Raw genomic sequence first — 17,023 nt, forward strand, 5'->3', positions numbered from 1 at the left:
TCATGATCGGCGAAATGCGCGACCTGGAAACCTGCCGCATCGCGATCCAGTCCGCACTGACCGGCCACTTGGTGCTGTCCACCCTGCACACCAACAGCGCATCGGGCGGCGTCACGCGCTTACTCGACATGGGCGTGGAAGATTACCTGCTCGGCTCCACCGTCAACGGCATCCTTGCGCAGCGCCTGGTGCGCCGCCTCGACCCGGAAACCGCCATCCCCTACGACGCGCCGCCGGAAGTCATCAAGGAATTCGAGCTGGAGAAATACACCGACGAGCGACCGATCCGCTTGTGGAAACCCGGCACCAGCGCGTCCAATCCCACCGGTTACCGTGGCCGCCGCGCCATCATGGAATTCCTGGTGATGAGCGACTCCCTTCGCCGCCTGGTGATGCAACGTGCCGATGCCAGCGAAATCGAACGCCAGGGGCGCGCCGAGGGCATGCGCACGATGTACGAGGACGGCATCGCCAAGGCCGTGGCGGGCATCACCACCATCGAGGAGGTGTTGCGTGTTACGCAAGAGGGTTGAGGGCCGCGAGCTGCATCGACTTATTCCCTCCCCTACGTGCAATAGGGGAGGGCTAGGGTTGAGGTATCCCGACGTTTTTGTTCGTCATTCCGGCGAAGGCCGGAATCCAGTGGAACACGATGTGCGAAGCACTCAGAATAAAAAAGTAATGTGTGCTGCACACGACGTATTTGGACTGGATTCCGGCCTTCGCCGGAATGACGATTCGCTTCGAAATGGACTCCATGTAACCCCAGGATTTTTCCGAGTTAGCTGGCAAAAAAACCTGTGGATACCTCAGGGGCTGGGGTGGGGTGAAGTCCCCAGTTCCGCGATGATTTCAAACATCACGGCAAGCTCGAACAACCCCCTCCCCACCTCCCCCTGCTTGCAGGGGGAGGAGCCCCATCTATGAGCCAGTTCCGCTATCGCGCCGTCAGCACCTCCGGCGAAATCGTGGAAGGACAGATGGAGGCCGCCAGCCTCGACGAAGTGATCGTGCGCCTGCAGGACCAGGGCCACACACCGCTGGAAGCCAAGCCCGCGGATGCGGAAGGCGCCGGCGGCGGTTTCGCACGCTTGTTCAAGCGCGGCCCTTTCAGCGGCGACCAGCTGGCGCAATTCACGCATCAACTGGCGACGCTGCTTGGCGCAGGCCAACCGCTGGATCGCGCACTCGGCATCCTGATGGATCTGCCCGAAGGCGAGCACGCCAAGAAACTGATCGAACGCGTGCGCGATCGCGTGCGCGGCGGCACGCCGCTGTCGCAAGCGATGGACGAAGAACACGGCGTCTTTCCAAAGCTCTACATCGCATTGGTGCGCGCCGGCGAAGTCGGCGGCTCGCTGGAAGACACGCTGCGCCGCCTGGCCGACTACCTGGAGCGCACGCAACAGCTGCGCGGCAGCATCATCAATGCGCTGATCTATCCGGCGTTCCTGATGGTCGGCGTGCTCGGTTCGCTGCTGTTGCTGCTCACCTACGTGGTGCCGCAGTTCGTGCCGATCTTCCAGGACATGCAGGTGCCGATTCCCTGGATCACCCGCGTCGTCCTTGCCTTGGGCACGACCATGCAGGACTGGTGGTGGCTGATCATCGCGATCGTGGTCGGCGGCGTCATGATCTGGCGCTCGCGCATGCGCGATCCGGTATCGCGCCTGGCCTGGCACGAGCGGTTGTTGAAGATGCGCCTGATCGGCCCGCTGGTGCTGAAGGTGGAAACCGCGCGCCTTGCACGCACGCTCGGCACGCTGGTGAAGAACGGCGTGCCATTGCTGTCCGCCCTGGGCATTGCGCGCATGGTCACCTCCAATCGCGCACTGGACGAATCGCTGGTGCACGCCACCGACATGGTGAAAGACGGCAACGGTTTGAGTCTCGCGCTCGGTCAATCGCAGCGTTTCCCGCGCCTGGCCATCCAGATGGTGCAGGTGGGCGAGGAAGCCGGGCAGCTCGACACCATGCTGCTGAAGGTGGCCGACACCTTCGAGCTGGAGAGCCGGCGCTCGATCGATCGCCTGCTGGCCGCGCTGGTGCCCGCGCTCACCATCGTGATGACGGTGTTCGTGGCCATCATCATGGCGGCGATCCTGCTGCCGCTGCTCAGCCTTACCAGCAACATCCAATGATCGCCGTTGTCCGAATTCCATAGTTTTTTATTCCACGCTTCGATACGGAGAAACCAACCTATGCAGTACAGATATCCGCGGACCCGGCAGCTGCGCCACCCTCATCGCAGCGCGGGTTTCACTTTGCTGGAAATGCTGGCCGTGATCGTGCTGATCGGCATCGTCGGTGCCATCGTGGTGCGCCAGGTCGGCAGCAGCGTGGACAAGGGCAAGTTCGGTGCCGGCAAAGCCCAGCTCACCACCTTGAGCCAGGCCATCGACGCCTATGCCCTGGACAACGGTTCGCCGCCCGGGCAGATCGGGGATCTGGTCAGCAAGCCTGCCAATGCCACCAACTGGCAGGGCCCGTACGTCAAGCCGTCGCAGCTGAAGGATCCGTGGGGTCACGACTTTGGCTACAAGTATCCGGGCGAGCACGGCAACTATGACCTGATTTTCTATGGCCGCGATGGCAAGCCCGGCGGGGAGGGCTATGACGCGGATGTGGGGAACTGGCAGTGATTGATGCGCGCGCCCGACTTCTTTTCCCCATGGGGAAGAGGATCAGGGCGAGGAACTGCTCTCGCGACGAGAGCGGTTCCAGGCACGTATTTGAAAGCACCACCGATTCGTCGCCCCGGCGAACGCCGGGGCCTAGCGACTTGGTGGGGCGAGCAAGACACAGGCGCCCGACGTGCGCCGGGACGACGAGAGAGAAAAGCGCGCGCGGCTTCACCTTGCTGGAAATGCTCGCCGTCATCATCCTCATCGGCATCGCCGCCGCGGCGGTGTCGATCTCGGTGGCGCATGGCCTGGCCAGCGCGCGCATCAATGCCGCGGCCGGCGAACTGGCCGCATCGCTGCGCGCCACGCGCACACAAGCCATCGTGCACGGCGAGCAGCGCGTGTTCGAGGTGGATACCACCGGGGCCACGTATCGCGGCGCGGACAAGCACGACATACGTCTGCCGAAAGGGTTGGCGCTTTCCGTTACCAGCGCCGCCAGCGATCAATCCGGCGGCCAGATCGCACGCATTCGTTTTTTCCCTGACGGCAGTTCCACCGGCGGACGCATTACTTTGCGCAGCGGCCAGCGCGAATGGCACGTCAACGTGTCGTGGCTGACGGGCGCCATCACCATTTTCGATACGGCCAAGCACACGTGAGCCGATCGCTTCGCCGCCATGCACGGGGATTCAGCCTGCTGGAAGTCATCGCCGCCATCATGTTGCTGGCAATCGCTTTCGGCGCACTGATGGAAGTGGCTGGCGGTTCGATCCGGCTGACGCAGAAGGCCTCCGACTATACGCAGGCGGCGTTGTGGGCGCGCTCGGCGCTCGATACGCGTTTTGTACTGGAGCCGTTGCAGCCTGGCGTAACGCAAGGAAAGTTCGACAAGCGCTTTCGCTGGCGCTTGCAGGTCTCGCCCTGGACGCTGCCGAACAGTGCGCCGGCAACTACGCCCTACGCGTTCCGGATGTACAAGCTTGATCTCGATGTGATGTGGGGCGCGGCGCCGTTCGAGCACACGGCGCGTTTCAGCACGCTGCGGATCGGTAGCAACGCGCCATGATGCACTTCATGCGCCAACCCTGCCGCAAAGCTCACCCCTCTCCCTCCGGAAGAGAGGCGATGCGCCAATGCAAACAAATGGCCGGCTTCACCCTGCTCGAAGTCCTCGCCGCCATGGCCTTGCTCGCGCTGCTGCTGCTCGGCGTGTACTCCGGCGTGCGCTCGGCCACGCACACCGTGCAGGCCGGCTCGGTGAAGATCGAGCAGCTCGACGAAATACGTTCCGCACAACAGTTCCTGAGCCGCGAACTCGCGCAGGCAATGGCGCAGCCGATGGCGCACGACAACGACGGCAACGGCGTGTTCTTCGTCGGCAGCGGCGACAGCATGCGTTTCGTCGCGCCATTGCCCGGCTATCTCGGGCGCATGGGGCCGCAGCTGATCGAAGTGAAACTGGTCGATGGCGAACACGGCAAGCAACTGGTCGCCAGCCTTGCCGTATTGCCGCCCGACGGCGGCGAGCCGAAGGCGCTGGGTGAACCGCAGGTGCTGCTGGACGGCGTGGTCGATGGCAGCTTCAGCTATCGCGGCCTCAACCAGCAAGGCCAGCCGATGGATTGGCAAAACAATTGGAACGCGCCCGCGACCATGCCGAACCTGGTCACCATCAAGTTGGCGCTGGATAAAGACCGCCCGTGGCCGACGCTGAGCGTGCCCTTGCGCGTGAATGCGGCGGCCATGCAGGGACCGGGCAACCTGCTGCGCGGCTTGCGCGGACCGGGAGTGGGGCCATGACGCGCACGCTCGGCAGACATCAACGCGGCGTCGCCTTGCTGTTGGTGATGTGGGCCTGCACCTTGCTCGCCATCCTGCTGGGCGGATACGCGGTGCTGGCGCATACCGAAGGCTTGCAGTCCAGCTACCAATTCGAACAGGCGCGGGCGCATTACGCCGCGGAAGCGGGCGTGATGCGGGCGATCTATGCGCTGCAGGCGCCCAACGTCAACGACCGCTGGATTGCCGACGGCCGCGTCTATCCGTTCGAATTCGAGCATGCCAAAGTCGGTGTATCGGCCACGGCGGAAAGCGGCAAGGTGGATCTCAACGCAGCGTCGCCCGATGTGCTCACGCGTTTGCTGCAGAACGCGGGTGTCGATGTGCCGCATGCGAGCCAGATCACGCAAGCGATCGTCGATTGGCGCAGCTTTCCGATTTCGCCGCAGCAGATCGCGCAGCGCAAGGCGGCCTACGTTGCGGCCGGCCGCGACTATGGTCCGCGCAACGGCCCGTTTGCCAGTGTGGAAGAGTTGCAGATGGTGCTGGGCATCACACCCGATCTCTACGCGAAAATTGCGCCGTACGTCACGATCTGGTCAGGCCGCGCCAGCCCCGATCCCAACACCGCGCCGCTGCTTGCCCTGGCGTCGGTTCCTGGCATGGATCTGCAACATGCCGCAGCGATCATCGCCGCGCGTCCCACCTCGTCGGCAGGCGCCAATGCTGCAGCGGGGCTGGTCGCCAACAATGGCATCACGCATAGTATTCGTTCAGAGGCCGAGCTCGCCGACGGCACGCGCGCTATCTTGCGTGTCACGGTACGCTTGCAAGGATATCGGCCCGGTTCGCAGGCTTTTGCGGTGCTGCGCTGGCAAGAGGGAGACGGGGAGTGAATTCCGCAACGCAGACACTGCGACCGCAACTTGAGCGCGCACGCCGTGCATGGCGCGGCTCGCCGTTGCCGGCCTTCTTCGCCTGGTGGTGGGGCGAGTTGCGCGCGCTGCTGCCGGTGCGCTGGCAGGCATTTTTCGGCGGCGGCAACGTATGGTGCCTGCTGCACCATCACGACGGCCAATGGTCCGTGCGCCGCAGCGGCCAGCCGCAAGCATCGGCGCCGTGGGCCGACACGCTGGATGCGCCCGAGCAGCAAGCCCTGTTGAATGCCGCCGTGGCTGACGTGGACAAGCAAGATCTGCGCTTGGCGCTGTGCCTGCCGCAGGAAGCGGTGTTGCGCCGTCGCCTGCTGTTGCCCGAAGCCGCGCGCGACAACCTGCGCCAGATAGGCGCGTTCGAAATGGATCGGCAAACGCCGTTCCGTGTCGACCAGGTTTACTACGACCTGCGCGAACTGAAGAGCCCTGCGCCGGCCGGCCGCATCGCCGCCGAACTGGTGGTAGCCCCGCGCGCCGCGGTGGATGCCAAGCTCGAACATCTGCGCAATGCCGGCATTGCCATCGACGCGGTGGATTTGTGCGACGGCGATGCGCGCCTCGGCGTGAACCTGCTGCCACCGGAACGCGCACGCGCGCATCGCGATCCGCGGCGACGGCTCAACCTTGCGCTCGCTGTGGGGGCATTGCTGCTGCTGGTGCTGTGCCTGGGCCAATACCTGCACAACCGCCAGGAAGCGCTCGCCGCCATGCAGACCCAGGTCGACGACATGCGCGCCGATGCTCAGAAGATCGCGCAGCTGCGCAAGCAACTGGAAGACAGCACCGGCGCCGCCGGTTTCCTGGCCAAGCGCAAGACCGATTCCGTTGCCGTAGTGGACGTGTTGCAAGACCTCACCGCACGCATTCCGGACGACACCTGGCTGGAGCGCTTCACCGTCGACAGTTCCGGCCGCGTCGGCATCCAGGGGCAGAGCGCCAAAGCCGCTTCGCTGATCGACGTCCTGCAAGGCAGCAAGCTGCTCACCGGCGCGAACTTCCAGGGTGTGATCCAGCGCGACCCGGCCACCAACAAAGAGCGTTTCTTCATGGATGCGCAGCTGCACAAGCCTGCCACCGGCAAGCCTGCCGCGAGCAGCAGCGCAGGAGGCACGCCATGAAGATGCGGCCCATGAAGCCGGCGGAAAGCCGCATCGCGGCAATAGGCCTGCTGCTGCTTGTGCTGGTGCTGGCGTATTTCCTGCTGCTGCATTGGTGGTTCGTGTCGCCGCTGCGCGACGTCGACAGCCAGATGGACGACCTGCGCGACACGCAAAGCCGCTACGCCGCCGCCATCGCGGAAAAGCCGCAACTGCAAAAACGCATCGAAGAACTCGGCCACAACCAGACCGACAGCAGCACCTTCCTGCCGGAAAGCGATCCCAATGCAGCATCGGCCGCGCTGATGCAGCGTGTGGTGGACGATGCCGCCAAGTTCGCGCAAGAAGGCAGCTGCGAAGTCAGCCAGAAAATGCCAGTGAACAATCCAGGCGCGACCTCCACCGATCCTTATCAGAAGGTCGTGGTCAGCATCAGCCTGCATTGCGACATGCAGCCGCTGGTCGGATTGCTCTACACGCTGGAGAAAGGCAAGCCGTACCTGTTCGTGCAGGACTTCAGCGTGTACCGCAATCCGCTGGTCAACCAGCAAAAGAACGTCGCGCCGCTGGAAGTGCAGTTCACGCTGGCCGGCTACGTGCGTGCATCCAATGCGTCCGGCACGCCGCCGGCCAATGGCAATGGGGCGAACCCGACCGAACAGCCGGCAGGAGGGGACGAGGAATGAACGCCGCCTCGCAACGTCGTCTGACGCCTGTGTTCGCGGCCGCCGTGGCGGTGCTCGGCATCGTGCTGGTGTCGCTGCTGTTCGGCGTGGGGCATGGCGTCAGTTGGGATCCGCCACGCCCGGTGCCGCCGCTGCCGGCCGCGCGCGCCGTGATGCTGCCTACGCCCGCGCCGCTGCCGAGCTATGCGCAAACCTGGGAACACCCTTTGTTCAGCGCCGACCGCAAACCGATCGTCACCCAGGGCGGCGGTAGCGAAGGCGTAAGCCTGGGCGACCTGCAGCTCACCGGCATCATCCTTACGCCCAAGCTGCACATCGCCTTGCTCGGCCCCGTCAACGGCAAAGATGAAGACAAACAGGTAAGCGTACGCGAGGGAGCGACCTTGCCCGACAGCAACTGGAAGTTGATCCAGGTATTACCTCGCTCGGCCATTTTCACCTCGCCCAGCGGACGCACGGAACTGAAACTGCCTGCCGGTGCGCCCATCGACCAGCCGGCCCCCCAGCCCAATGCGCCAGCAGGCGCGGTACCGATGAACCCGCCGCCGGGACCGGGGCCGGGCACACCGCAGCCGCAAAACGGCGAGATGATGCATCCCACGCCGCCATCGCCCTCACCCAACAATGCGCAAGCGGAGCGCTTGCAAAAACTCCGGGCCGCCATCCTCAAGCAGCGTTCCCAGCAGCAACAGCAACGGCAACAAGGGAACCAGGGAGAACACTGATCCATGTCACACACGCGCACGCAACCTAACCCACGCCATGCCCTGCGCATCGGCGCGATCGCGCTGGCGGTTTTCCTGAGCGGCTGCGCGGCCAACAAGCCGATGGTGCAGGACAACCACGAGCTGGAACGCGAGGCAGTCGCCGGCACCGAAAAGCCCGCGCCACAGCCCGAGCCGCTCAACAACAATCTCAACAACACGCCACCGGCGCCGGCGGTGGCCAGCATCAAGGAAGGCACCGGGCAGTTCGTCAAGCCGACCGGCCTTGCCACGCCACGGCGCGCCGCTTCCGGCGCCGGTGCGGTGACCTTCAACTTCGAAAACCAGCCGGTGCAGGCGGTGGTGAAAGCGATCCTCGGCGACCTGCTGCACGAGAACTACACCATCGTGCCGGGTGTGCAGGGCAACATCTCCTTCTCCACCTCCGAGCCGGTGGACAGCAGCCAGGCGATGCCGATCCTGGAGACGCTGCTGTCGTGGACGCATAACGCACTGGTGAAAACCGATGGGCGTTACGTCGTGATGCCCGAGAAAGACGCCGTGGCAGGCAATGTTGCACCCAGCCTTGGCGCTGCGGCACCTGCTGGTGGCTTGCAGGCGCGCCTGTTTCCGCTGCACTACATCGCTGCCGACCAGATGCAGAAGCTGCTGAAGCCGTTCGCACGCGCGGATTCGATCTTGCTGGTCGACAATGCCCGCAACGTGATCGTTGTATCGGGCACGCCCGACGAACTCGATAACTACAGCCGCACCATCCACACCTTCGATGTGGATTGGCTGCGCGGCATGTCCGTCGGCGTGTTCAACCTGCAACACGCCAACGTCGAAGAGTTGATGCCGCAGCTTGATGGCATGTTCGGTCCAAAAGGCGATACGCCATTGGCCGGCATGTTCCGTTTTATTCCTATCAAGCGCACCAATGCGCTGGTGGTGATCAGCACGCAGCCGAGCTATCTCAGTGAAATTCGTGACTGGATTGCGAAGATCGATCTGGGTGGCGGCAACGAGCCGCAGTTGTACGTCTATGACGTGCGCAATATTGCTGCCGCTGACATGGCGCACTATCTGGCGCAAATCTACACCGACAATGGCGGCGGATCTTCTGACCGCGGCGGCAGCGTTGCGCCTGGCGCAGGCGGCGCCACCACATTAGGTATAGGCAACAACGCCAGTGGCAATAGCAGTGGTATGGGCAGTACCGCCGGCAGCTTCGGTAGTTCTACTGCAGGTGGCACCGGCAGCGGGCTTTCCAGTGGCATCGGTGGCAGCAGTAGTATTGGCGGCAATTCTTATTCGAGCGGAGGCTTTGGTTCCTCGTCGACAGGGGGGACCGGCACTGGTACCGGTATAAGTGGCGTTGGCTCGAACGGTGGTCTAGCCAATACACAAAGTCAGGACCAGGGCTACAGCTCGAAAGACGGCAGCATTCGCATCGGTTCGGTTAGTGCCAACAATCAGTTGCTGGTTCGTGCGCGCCCCGCACAGTGGCTCGAAATACTCAGCGTGATCAAGCAACTCGACGTTGCACCATTGCAGGTGCAGATCGAGACGCGGGTGTTCGAGGTATCGCTGACGGGTGAATTCCAGTTCGGCGTACAGTGGTATTTGCAGGGACTGGCCGGCGGCCAGCAAACCAGTAATGGATTTACGCCAGGCTATCCTGGTGCGCACCGCTGGATTGGCCTGGGCGGTGGAATTGGCAATGGCAGTGTCTCAACCAACACGTACAGTGGGCAGCCCTTCTACTATTCATTCCTGAGTCCAGGCGGAAAGTTCCAGGTTGCGCTCAATGCACTGGAAACCAGCCAAAATACAAAAACACTGTCCGCGCCGTCGCTGGTTGTTCTCAACAATCAAGTCGCGCACATCGCGGTAGGTGACCAGATACCGGTGAACCAGACCTACTACCAAGGCGTAGGCACAGGTACAGGCACTACCGTGGGCGAAGTTCAATACATCAATACAGGTGTCATTCTCGACGTGCAGCCCCGTGTGAACCCAGGTGGCCTGATCTACTTGAATATCGACCAGCAGGTCAGTCAATCCCAGGGCATTGCCAGTGGCGCGAACAATCCCACTATCTCGCAACGCCAGATCGCCACTCAGCTAAGTGTGCAGAACGGCCAGACCGTGCTGCTCGGTGGCCTTATTCAACAACAGGATATCGGTGCCAATTCTGGCGTTCCGTTTTTAAGCCGTGTTCCTATTCTCGGTAAGTTGTTTGGTTCAACTGACAACAAAAAGGATCGCACGGAGCTGATTGTGCTGATCACGCCGCGTGTGATCAGTAGCAGCGACGATGCCAAGCAGATCACCGACGAATATCAGGAGAAGTTCGAGTCGCTGGCGCCGTTGCACGGCCAGAAAGCACCGCCGCTGGAATATCCGTTGCGGCGATAAGTAACTAGGCTGGGATGAGCAACGCAAATCCCAGCATCCAGGCTACACGCCTTCGGCAAGCGTTTCTGCGACCCCAACGGCGGGTTGTCTTATTTCAGCCATTTCAACAGCAACCAGACGGATAGCGATGAATCCGGCGACAAATACGCCGCGCGCCCAAGATTGAACGCATCGGGCGGCCCACTTTGTGGCTCGATGCACGTCGCGTGCGTCGGTTCGTCATAGACCACGATGTGATCGCAACTTGACGTAAGCTGGACGCTTTGCCCCTGCCCGTGAATGACTACGGGCTTGTCGTTGAGAAAGCAATCGTTCCAAGGGCCGGGCGGCGGATCGGCCAAGGGCAGGGTAGCAATATCTTCCGCGTCGCGCGGGTAGACAAGGCCAGGGTGGATATCGACGCGATTAGGTTTGTGAAACCATGGGTGCCATCCGATCGTCACCGGCATCGCACGCTCGCCTGCACGTACCGTCAGCGTCATCCTCAGCTGATCTTCGCTCACCTCGATGTGTTGGTGAGCCGAGCCGCCGAAAGGCCAGTGCGCATCGGTAGGCAGCGCAAGCGATAGTTCGACATGCGCGGGTGCATGCGCATCGACCCGCCATGGCATGGCCAGCGCAACACCATGAATTGCGTGATGGTCCAGATTGATCGGCAGCTGATAATCCCGACCCTCAAAGCGAAATCGTCCATGCCGGATGCGACCCGCCCAAGGCAGCATGGGATAGGAGCCCCACGCAATCATCGCGGCATGATTCGCATCGTAATCGACCAGCCAAGGCAAACCGTTACGCGTGATCTGCGCGATGCGACCGCCCGCTTCTGGAGCAACATCAACCACCATTTCGCCATGGCGGATCCGTAGACGAGCGCCAGGCGCCAACGGCGTCAGCGCATGGGCGCGCGGCAGTATGTTTCCCGTGTCAACGTCCATAGGGATCAATACGCAGAATTCGGCCCTGCGCATCATGCTGCAATTCCGTCATCTTGATCGAGCGCAGATGCGTGGCGCCGCCCGACAAAACCGAGTCGTGGTAGAACAGGTACCACTTGCCGGCGAACTGGCAAATGGAGTGATGTGTGGTCCAGCCGACCACTTCGCTCAAAATCTGCCCCTGGTAGGTAAATGGCCCATAGGGATTGTCGCCGGTGGCGTAGCAGATGAAATGCGTGTCGCCGGTGGAGTACGAGAAGTAATAGGTGCCTTCGTGCTTGTGCAGCCACGGCGCTTCGAAGAAGCGGCGCGCATGATCGCCTGCCCGCAGCGGATGTCCATCCTGGTCGAGAATGACGACCTCGCGCGATGCTTCCGCAAACTGCCGCATGTCATCGCTCAGCCGCGCGATACGGGGCCCTAGCGCGGGCTCGTCGCCGGCAGGTTCCTCGTGGCGTTCGTCATACGCATTGTCGCGATAGTTCTGCAGCTGCCCGCCCCAGATGCCACCGAAATACATGTAGTGGGCGCCGTCATCATCCTCGTATACGGCGGGATCGATCGAATAGCTACCGCGAATGGGTTCTGGTTCCGCCGTGAACGGACCTTCCGGCCGCTCCGCCACCGCCACGCCAATCTGAAAAATGCCGTCCGCGCGCTTGGCTGGAAAATAAAGGTAGTAACGCCCGTTCTTGCTGGCAGCATCCGGAGCCCACATCTGCCGCGCTGCCCACGCGACGTCTTTCACGTGCAGCGCTACGCCGCAATCGATGGCCTTGCCGTCGGGGGAGTCCATGCGAAAGACGTGATAGTCCTCCATGCAGAAATGATCGCCGTTGTCGTTGAACGGCGTGCCGCCTTCGATATCGTGCGAGGGATAAATGTAGATCGCGCCATTGAAGACATGCGCGGAAGGATCGGCGGTATACAGGTGCGTGACCAAGGGCGCTGAGATGGCATTGGCGGCCAATGCAGGTAGGTCGCGCTTTTCCGTTTCGTCGGACATCAAACAAATCCATCGAGAAAGTTGTTTTGAAATTCAGGAAGGCAGGGCCGCCTCAAGCCGGCGTGCGCCCAGTTCCTGCTCGATACGCAGCTCCAGTGGCTTGTCGATCTCATACAGGAACATCAACGCCACCGCGGCCAAAAAAGGCAGGGAGCACAGCACGCTCACGGCCAGGCGAATGCCGGTGACGGCATCGGCCGATTGCACCGGCGCGTCGGCGTGATAACCGTAGAGCGCCAGAATGCCCGCCACCAGCGCGCCACCGACGCTCAGCCCCACCTTCAACCCGCACAACATGGCGGAAAAGATGATGGCGGTTGCACGGCGGCGGTTTTTCCATTCGGAGTAATCGGCCACGTCGGCAATCATCGCCCACAGCAGCGGAATGGTGATGCCGTAGAAAAAGCCGTGGAAGATATAGGAAACGACAACGGGCGCCACCGCCGTTGGTGGATAGGCATAGAACGCAAGCAGAAACAGCGTCGACGCCAGCAACGCGCCACGGAACACGTTGCGCTTGCCGAACCGGTCCGCCAGCCGCTTGGAAAAACCGATGCCGACCATCATGAAAATGATGCCGAGCGCATTGAACAGGCTGAAGGCCGACGTCGGCGCATCTTTCGGCCAGCGGAACTCGGTCAGGCCAAGCGCGGCAAGCAGTCGATTCAAGCCCGCGATAAAGCCGTTGAAACCGACGCCATCGAGGAACGAAGCAAGCTGTGCGTCGTTGAGGTAATACTTGAAGTAGTAGATGTACATCCCACCCTTCAAGGCGAGATTGACGAACACCAGAATGGTCACCGCCAGCATGATCTGCCACGGCCGATTGCGCAGCAGGTCCGCCAGGTCGTCGCGGATGCTCGACGTCTGGTCGCGTTGCGGCACGATGCGTTCCCGCGTCGTAAAGAAGGTGATCAAAAAGAACAGCGTGCCAACGATGGCGAACAATGTCATGACGTTGTGGAAACCGCGCGCCTTGTCGCCATCGCCAAGAATCAACACCAGCGGCAGCAACAACACCTGGATGATGAATTGCGCCACCATCACTGCCACAAAGCGATATGACGAAAGACTGTTACGCTCGGCCATGTTGCCGGTCAGCACGCCGCTCAACGCCGCATACGGCAGGTTGTTCGCGACATACACGAACACCAGCAGGGAATAAGTCGCCCAGGCATAAGTCACCTTGGCTTGCGGCCCGAGCGCAGGCGTACTGAAGGCAAGCAGTGACAGCGCGCCGAACGGAATCGCCGTCCACAACACCCATGGCCGGAATTTGCCCCAGCGCGTGTGCGTGCGGTCCGCCATCAACCCGATGGCCGGTGTGAACACGAACGCGCCAAACATGCCGACGACGAAGATGATGCTGGCGGCGGTCGCGGCAGGAATCCGGAACACGTCGGTGTAGAAGAACGCCAGAAAGGTCACCAGCGTTTGAAAAATCAGGTTGGCAGCCAGGTCGCCAAGGCTGTAGCCGATTTTTTCCAGGACCGTAAGCGTTCGCGGAATGCTATTCATGCGTTCTGACTCGTGGCTCCCTCGGGCGTCGTCGAAAGTTGGATACGATACGGCCCGCCTGTCAATGCGATTGAGCGAGGCGGGCCACCGGTTCATCAAGTGCGATCAGAAACTGCCGCGGATGCCGAGCATGACCGTAAAGCCCGGGGTGTAGAACGCATACGTGGCGTTGGAGTAGGTGAACGTCTGCCGGAAGTTGGCTTTGGTTAGGTTGGTCGCATCCAGCGTGATCATCGGCTTCGATGGCAGATGCTCGAACTGGTAGCTCGCGCCAAAGTCGAGCTGGCCGCGCGCATCCGTCTTGATCTGCCCGAACGGCAGGCCGTTCTGATTCAGCGTGGAGCTGATCTGCGCGGAATTCCACACATAGGCCAGGCGCAACGTCGCACCATGACCTTCCCAGTAACCGGTAAGGTTGTACGTGTGCGGCGAGATGCCGATCGCCTGGGCCGGCACGCCCGAACCGATATTTCGCTGCGAGACGACGGTGTAGTTGGTCTGGATGCCAAGGCCCTTGTAGATGAAGTCCAGCGGCTGCACCCAGGTTACTTCGGCGCCCTTGATGGAAAGCGTGCCGTTCGCATTCACCTGCTGCGTCACCTGCACCTGCGCCGAATCGGGGCCGCCGCGCAGATCGAGCGACTGCTGCTGTGTCGGCGTCAGGCTGTCGAACGCCACGCCCAGCGAGTTGAAGGGCACCAGGCTGGTCTGGTTGACGGTAAAGCCGGTGATGCGCTTGCCGAACAGGTCCAGCGCCACGTAGCCCTCGTTGCCGGTGTACCACTCGCCGCCGAAATCCAGGTTGGTCGCCAGATAAGGCTTGAGCTTGTCATTGCCTTCGCTGGCGATTTCCGCGGCCGGATCGGTGTAGTTGACGCCGGGCGTCATCGCGCTCGGGTCGGGCCGTGTCATCGAGCGCGAGGCCGCCAGGCGCAGCACGATGTTGTCCGTCGCGTTGAAGGCGGCGTTGAACGAGGGCAGATAGATGCCATAGGCGTTCCTGTCTTCGACGGTGCCGGCGCCGACCTTGCCGGTGGAGGTAATCACCGGGCCGGTGACGGCCTGGCCGGTATAGGCGTGACGGACACCGCCGTTGATCCGCAGGTCGTGGCCGCCAAGGTCGAACTTGCCGTTGCCTTCGATGTACCACGCCCAGGTGCTCTCCTCGATACCGCCGACGTTGGCGCCCGTAACCGCGCCCGTTGCCATTGGCGCAATCGATGTGTAGTACGGATAGTGGGTGGCATTGAGCACGCTGTTGAAGTTCGGCGCGATAAAGCCGTCCGGCCCAGGCATGAAATACGAGGGAATCGCCGACTTCGGAATGGCGCTTTCGCCGTAGCCCTGCCATGCCGTGCTGTCGACATACGCCTTGATCTGGCGTGCGATATCGTCGTAGGCGATGCCGGCGCGCAGATTGTTGTCGTCATCGCCCCATTGCAGGTCCACGCGCGCACCCTTGTTGGCGGTGACGCGCGTTTCGTTGGCCACTTGCAAGCGATACCACGACCAGCCTGCATTGGGATCGTTGAGATCGAGGCTCGGTGTGATGGTGGGGAAGGGGCCGCCGGTATTGCTGAAATTCACCGTGGTCGTCGGCGAGATCACGCCCACCGTCGGTTGATAATTGCTGTACCAGCTGCGTTGCGTATAGCCCTGGAAATCGAGCTTGATGTTTTCATCGGCGCCGAACAGCAGCTCGCCACCCGGATTGATATTGTAGAAATGCACATGTTCCCGATAGGGAATGGCTTCCAGGAAGTATTGCGCGTTGGCAAACGTGGCGTTGGTGACCACGTCGTTCTTGTCCACCTGCATGTTGAGTGGAATCATCGAACCGCTGCGGCCGATCAGGTCCATGTCCAGGCGGTTGAAGTCGCGCTCCTGCTTGGAGAACAACGTATCCAGGTAGAAATGCGCGCGTTCGTCCGGGCGGAATTCGAACGACAGCAAGCCCGCCTGGTGATCGTTGGTGCCCTGGATGTAGGCCGGGCGCCCCAGGCGCGGAATCAATGCATTTTCCAGCTGCGACGCGTTCAGGTCAGGATTGTGCTGCAGCAGCCAGGCGCTGTTGATGGCTTGCCCGGGAACCAGGCCATTGCCTGCATTCGCCGGCACGGTGCGCGGAATCACCCAGCTGCTGCCGCCCGGGCTCTGGCACGGACCGGAAATGCCGACGCACTGCGCGCCAGCGGGCGAGGGTGTGGTCCAGCCGATGGTTTCGAAGCCGCGGACATCGTAGTCGCTGCGCGAGGCGGTCAGGCCGACCAGTACGCCGAACGTGTTGGACTTGTTGGTCCAGCTGCCGATGACGGCGCCGCGAGGCTTCACGTCGTGGCCGATCGAGTTGTAGTCGCTTTGCGCCGAGTACGTCAGGTGCGTACCGGGATTGTCGAATGGGCGCGTCGTGCGCATGTCCACCACGCCGGCAATGCCGCCCTCGGTCATGTCTGCCTGCGGCGTCTTGTTGACGGTCAGCTGGGTGAAGAATTCGCTCGGCAGGAGATCGAGGTCGACTTCGCGATTCTGGTTTTGCCCGCCCAGCGTGCCGGATGAAGCGACCGCGATCTGGTCGCCGTTGAGCAGGATCTTGGTGAAGTCCGTACCCAGGCCGCGAATCTGCACGTTCATGCCTTCGCCATCCACGTCGCGCGAAATCTGCACGCCGGGTACGCGATTGAGCGATTCGGCGATATTGGTGTCCGGGAACTTGCCAATATCTTCGGCATACACCGAATCCACCACATTCGTCGCATCGCGCTTGGCGTTGGTGGAGAACTCGATACTGTTGCGATAGCCGCCGCTGACATTGACAGTCGCCAGTTGCTTGGGCTGCTTGGATGACGCTGGCTGCGCCTGATTTTGCGTGTTGGCTGATGGCTGATTCGGCGCAGGCGCCGGCGATGGCGTTGATGTGTCCTGCGCATAGGTCGCACCCGCGGTACCGAGCAACGCAAGTGTCAGGGCACGCGACAACAGGGTTCTTGCAACTGATTTTTGCACCGTACTCCCCTCCCAAAATTCTTATGGCTCTGGTTATGCCGTCGAACGTCCGGTGAAGTGACTTGGCGTGATGTCTGCCTGGCGCGCCGGCCGCCCTTGGTTCGCCAACGGTAGCGCTAACATTTTCGGGTGGCACGCTGCATGGCAGCATGAGAGGTGGACGGCACGCCGACTTCGGGAAAATAACGGGAAAACAGCCAAATCAGGCTGGTTACGAAGCGCGGAAAAGGGGCTTTGCGGCTATGCAAGGTGGTTTTTGTCATTGCCTGTGTTAATGATAGCGCTAACAAATATGCGCCCGCCCCGGTTGGC

15 protein-coding genes are annotated in these 17,023 nt (G+C 62.0%); 11 read left to right on the forward strand and 4 right to left on the reverse strand.

Translation table 11 applies throughout. The annotated features are described in order from the left end of the window. The 11 genes from V7M64_RS12220 to gspD all read left to right on the forward strand — a co-directional run. Nucleotides 1-533: ATPase, T2SS/T4P/T4SS family (locus V7M64_RS12220; RefSeq protein ID WP_333679427.1), on the forward strand; the 533-nt coding region annotated here is incomplete at its 5' end. 390 nt (nt 534-923) lie between these two features. Then, nucleotides 924-2,141, forward strand: a complete 1,218-nt coding sequence (gene gspF, locus V7M64_RS12225) for a type II secretion system inner membrane protein GspF (RefSeq protein ID WP_333679428.1) — start codon at nt 924-926, stop codon at nt 2,139-2,141. Between the two features lie 60 nt (nt 2,142-2,201). After that, nucleotides 2,202-2,642, forward strand: a complete 441-nt coding sequence (gspG, locus tag V7M64_RS12230; RefSeq protein ID WP_333679429.1) for a type II secretion system major pseudopilin GspG — start codon at nt 2,202-2,204, stop codon at nt 2,640-2,642. 143 nt (nt 2,643-2,785) lie between these two features. Then, on the forward strand, nt 2,786-3,286 hold the full coding sequence (locus tag V7M64_RS12235; protein WP_333679430.1) for a GspH/FimT family protein: 501 nt from the start codon (nt 2,786-2,788) through the stop codon (nt 3,284-3,286). Beyond that, the gene (locus V7M64_RS12240) at nt 3,283-3,693 is read left to right on the forward strand and encodes a type II secretion system protein (protein WP_333679431.1); all 411 of its coding nucleotides are present in this window, start codon (nt 3,283-3,285) and stop codon (nt 3,691-3,693) included. The genes V7M64_RS12235 and V7M64_RS12240 overlap by 4 nt, the downstream gene beginning before the upstream one ends. Before the next feature lie 59 nt (nt 3,694-3,752). Continuing rightward, complete coding sequence (locus V7M64_RS12245) at nt 3,753-4,427, forward strand: prepilin-type N-terminal cleavage/methylation domain-containing protein (RefSeq protein WP_333679432.1); 675 nt, start codon at nt 3,753-3,755, stop codon at nt 4,425-4,427. Then, entirely contained in the window at nt 4,424-5,302 is an 879-nt protein-coding gene (locus V7M64_RS12250; RefSeq protein WP_333679433.1) for a type II secretion system protein GspK, read from the forward strand. Before V7M64_RS12245 ends, V7M64_RS12250 begins: the two co-directional genes overlap by 4 nt. After that, on the forward strand, nt 5,299-6,459 hold the full coding sequence (locus V7M64_RS12255; protein ID WP_333679434.1) for a PilN domain-containing protein: 1,161 nt from the start codon (nt 5,299-5,301) through the stop codon (nt 6,457-6,459). The genes V7M64_RS12250 and V7M64_RS12255 overlap by 4 nt, the downstream gene beginning before the upstream one ends. Next, a complete protein-coding gene (gene gspM / locus V7M64_RS12260; protein ID WP_333679435.1) occupies nt 6,456-7,124 on the forward strand; it encodes a type II secretion system protein GspM in 669 nt (222 codons plus the stop codon). The genes V7M64_RS12255 and gspM overlap by 4 nt, the downstream gene beginning before the upstream one ends. After that, nucleotides 7,121-7,849, forward strand: coding sequence for a hypothetical protein (locus tag V7M64_RS12265; protein ID WP_333679436.1), 729 nt, complete (start codon nt 7,121-7,123; stop codon nt 7,847-7,849). Before gspM ends, V7M64_RS12265 begins: the two co-directional genes overlap by 4 nt. 3 nt (nt 7,850-7,852) lie before the next feature. After that, nucleotides 7,853-10,249 (forward strand): type II secretion system secretin GspD, encoded by a 2,397-nt coding sequence (gene gspD, locus V7M64_RS12270; RefSeq protein WP_333679437.1) that lies wholly within the window; start codon nt 7,853-7,855, stop codon nt 10,247-10,249. Between the two features lie 89 nt (nt 10,250-10,338). Here the strand turns inward: gspD and V7M64_RS12275 are convergent, their stop codons facing one another. The 4 genes from V7M64_RS12275 to V7M64_RS12290 form a co-directional block, all read right to left on the reverse strand. Further along, nucleotides 10,339-11,184 carry an aldose epimerase gene (locus V7M64_RS12275; RefSeq protein WP_333679438.1) on the reverse strand — a complete coding sequence of 282 codons (846 nt, stop codon included), beginning with the start codon at nt 11,182-11,184 and terminating at the stop codon, nt 10,339-10,341. Beyond that, nucleotides 11,174-12,190, reverse strand: coding sequence for a glycoside hydrolase family 43 protein (locus V7M64_RS12280; protein ID WP_333679439.1), 1,017 nt, complete (start codon nt 12,188-12,190; stop codon nt 11,174-11,176). Before V7M64_RS12280 ends, V7M64_RS12275 begins: the two co-directional genes overlap by 11 nt. A 33-nt stretch (nt 12,191-12,223) precedes the next feature. After that, nucleotides 12,224-13,708 carry an MFS transporter gene (locus V7M64_RS12285; RefSeq protein ID WP_333679440.1) on the reverse strand — a complete coding sequence of 495 codons (1,485 nt, stop codon included), beginning with the start codon at nt 13,706-13,708 and terminating at the stop codon, nt 12,224-12,226. A 105-nt stretch (nt 13,709-13,813) separates the two neighbouring features. After that, a complete protein-coding gene (locus V7M64_RS12290) occupies nt 13,814-16,711 on the reverse strand; it encodes a TonB-dependent receptor (RefSeq protein ID WP_333679441.1) in 2,898 nt (965 codons plus the stop codon). Nucleotides 16,712-17,023: the final 312 nt, after the last annotated feature.

The sequence above is a fragment of the Dyella sp. genome, assembly GCF_036746095.1.
Taxonomy (GTDB): Bacteria; Pseudomonadota; Gammaproteobacteria; order Xanthomonadales; family Rhodanobacteraceae; genus Dyella_B.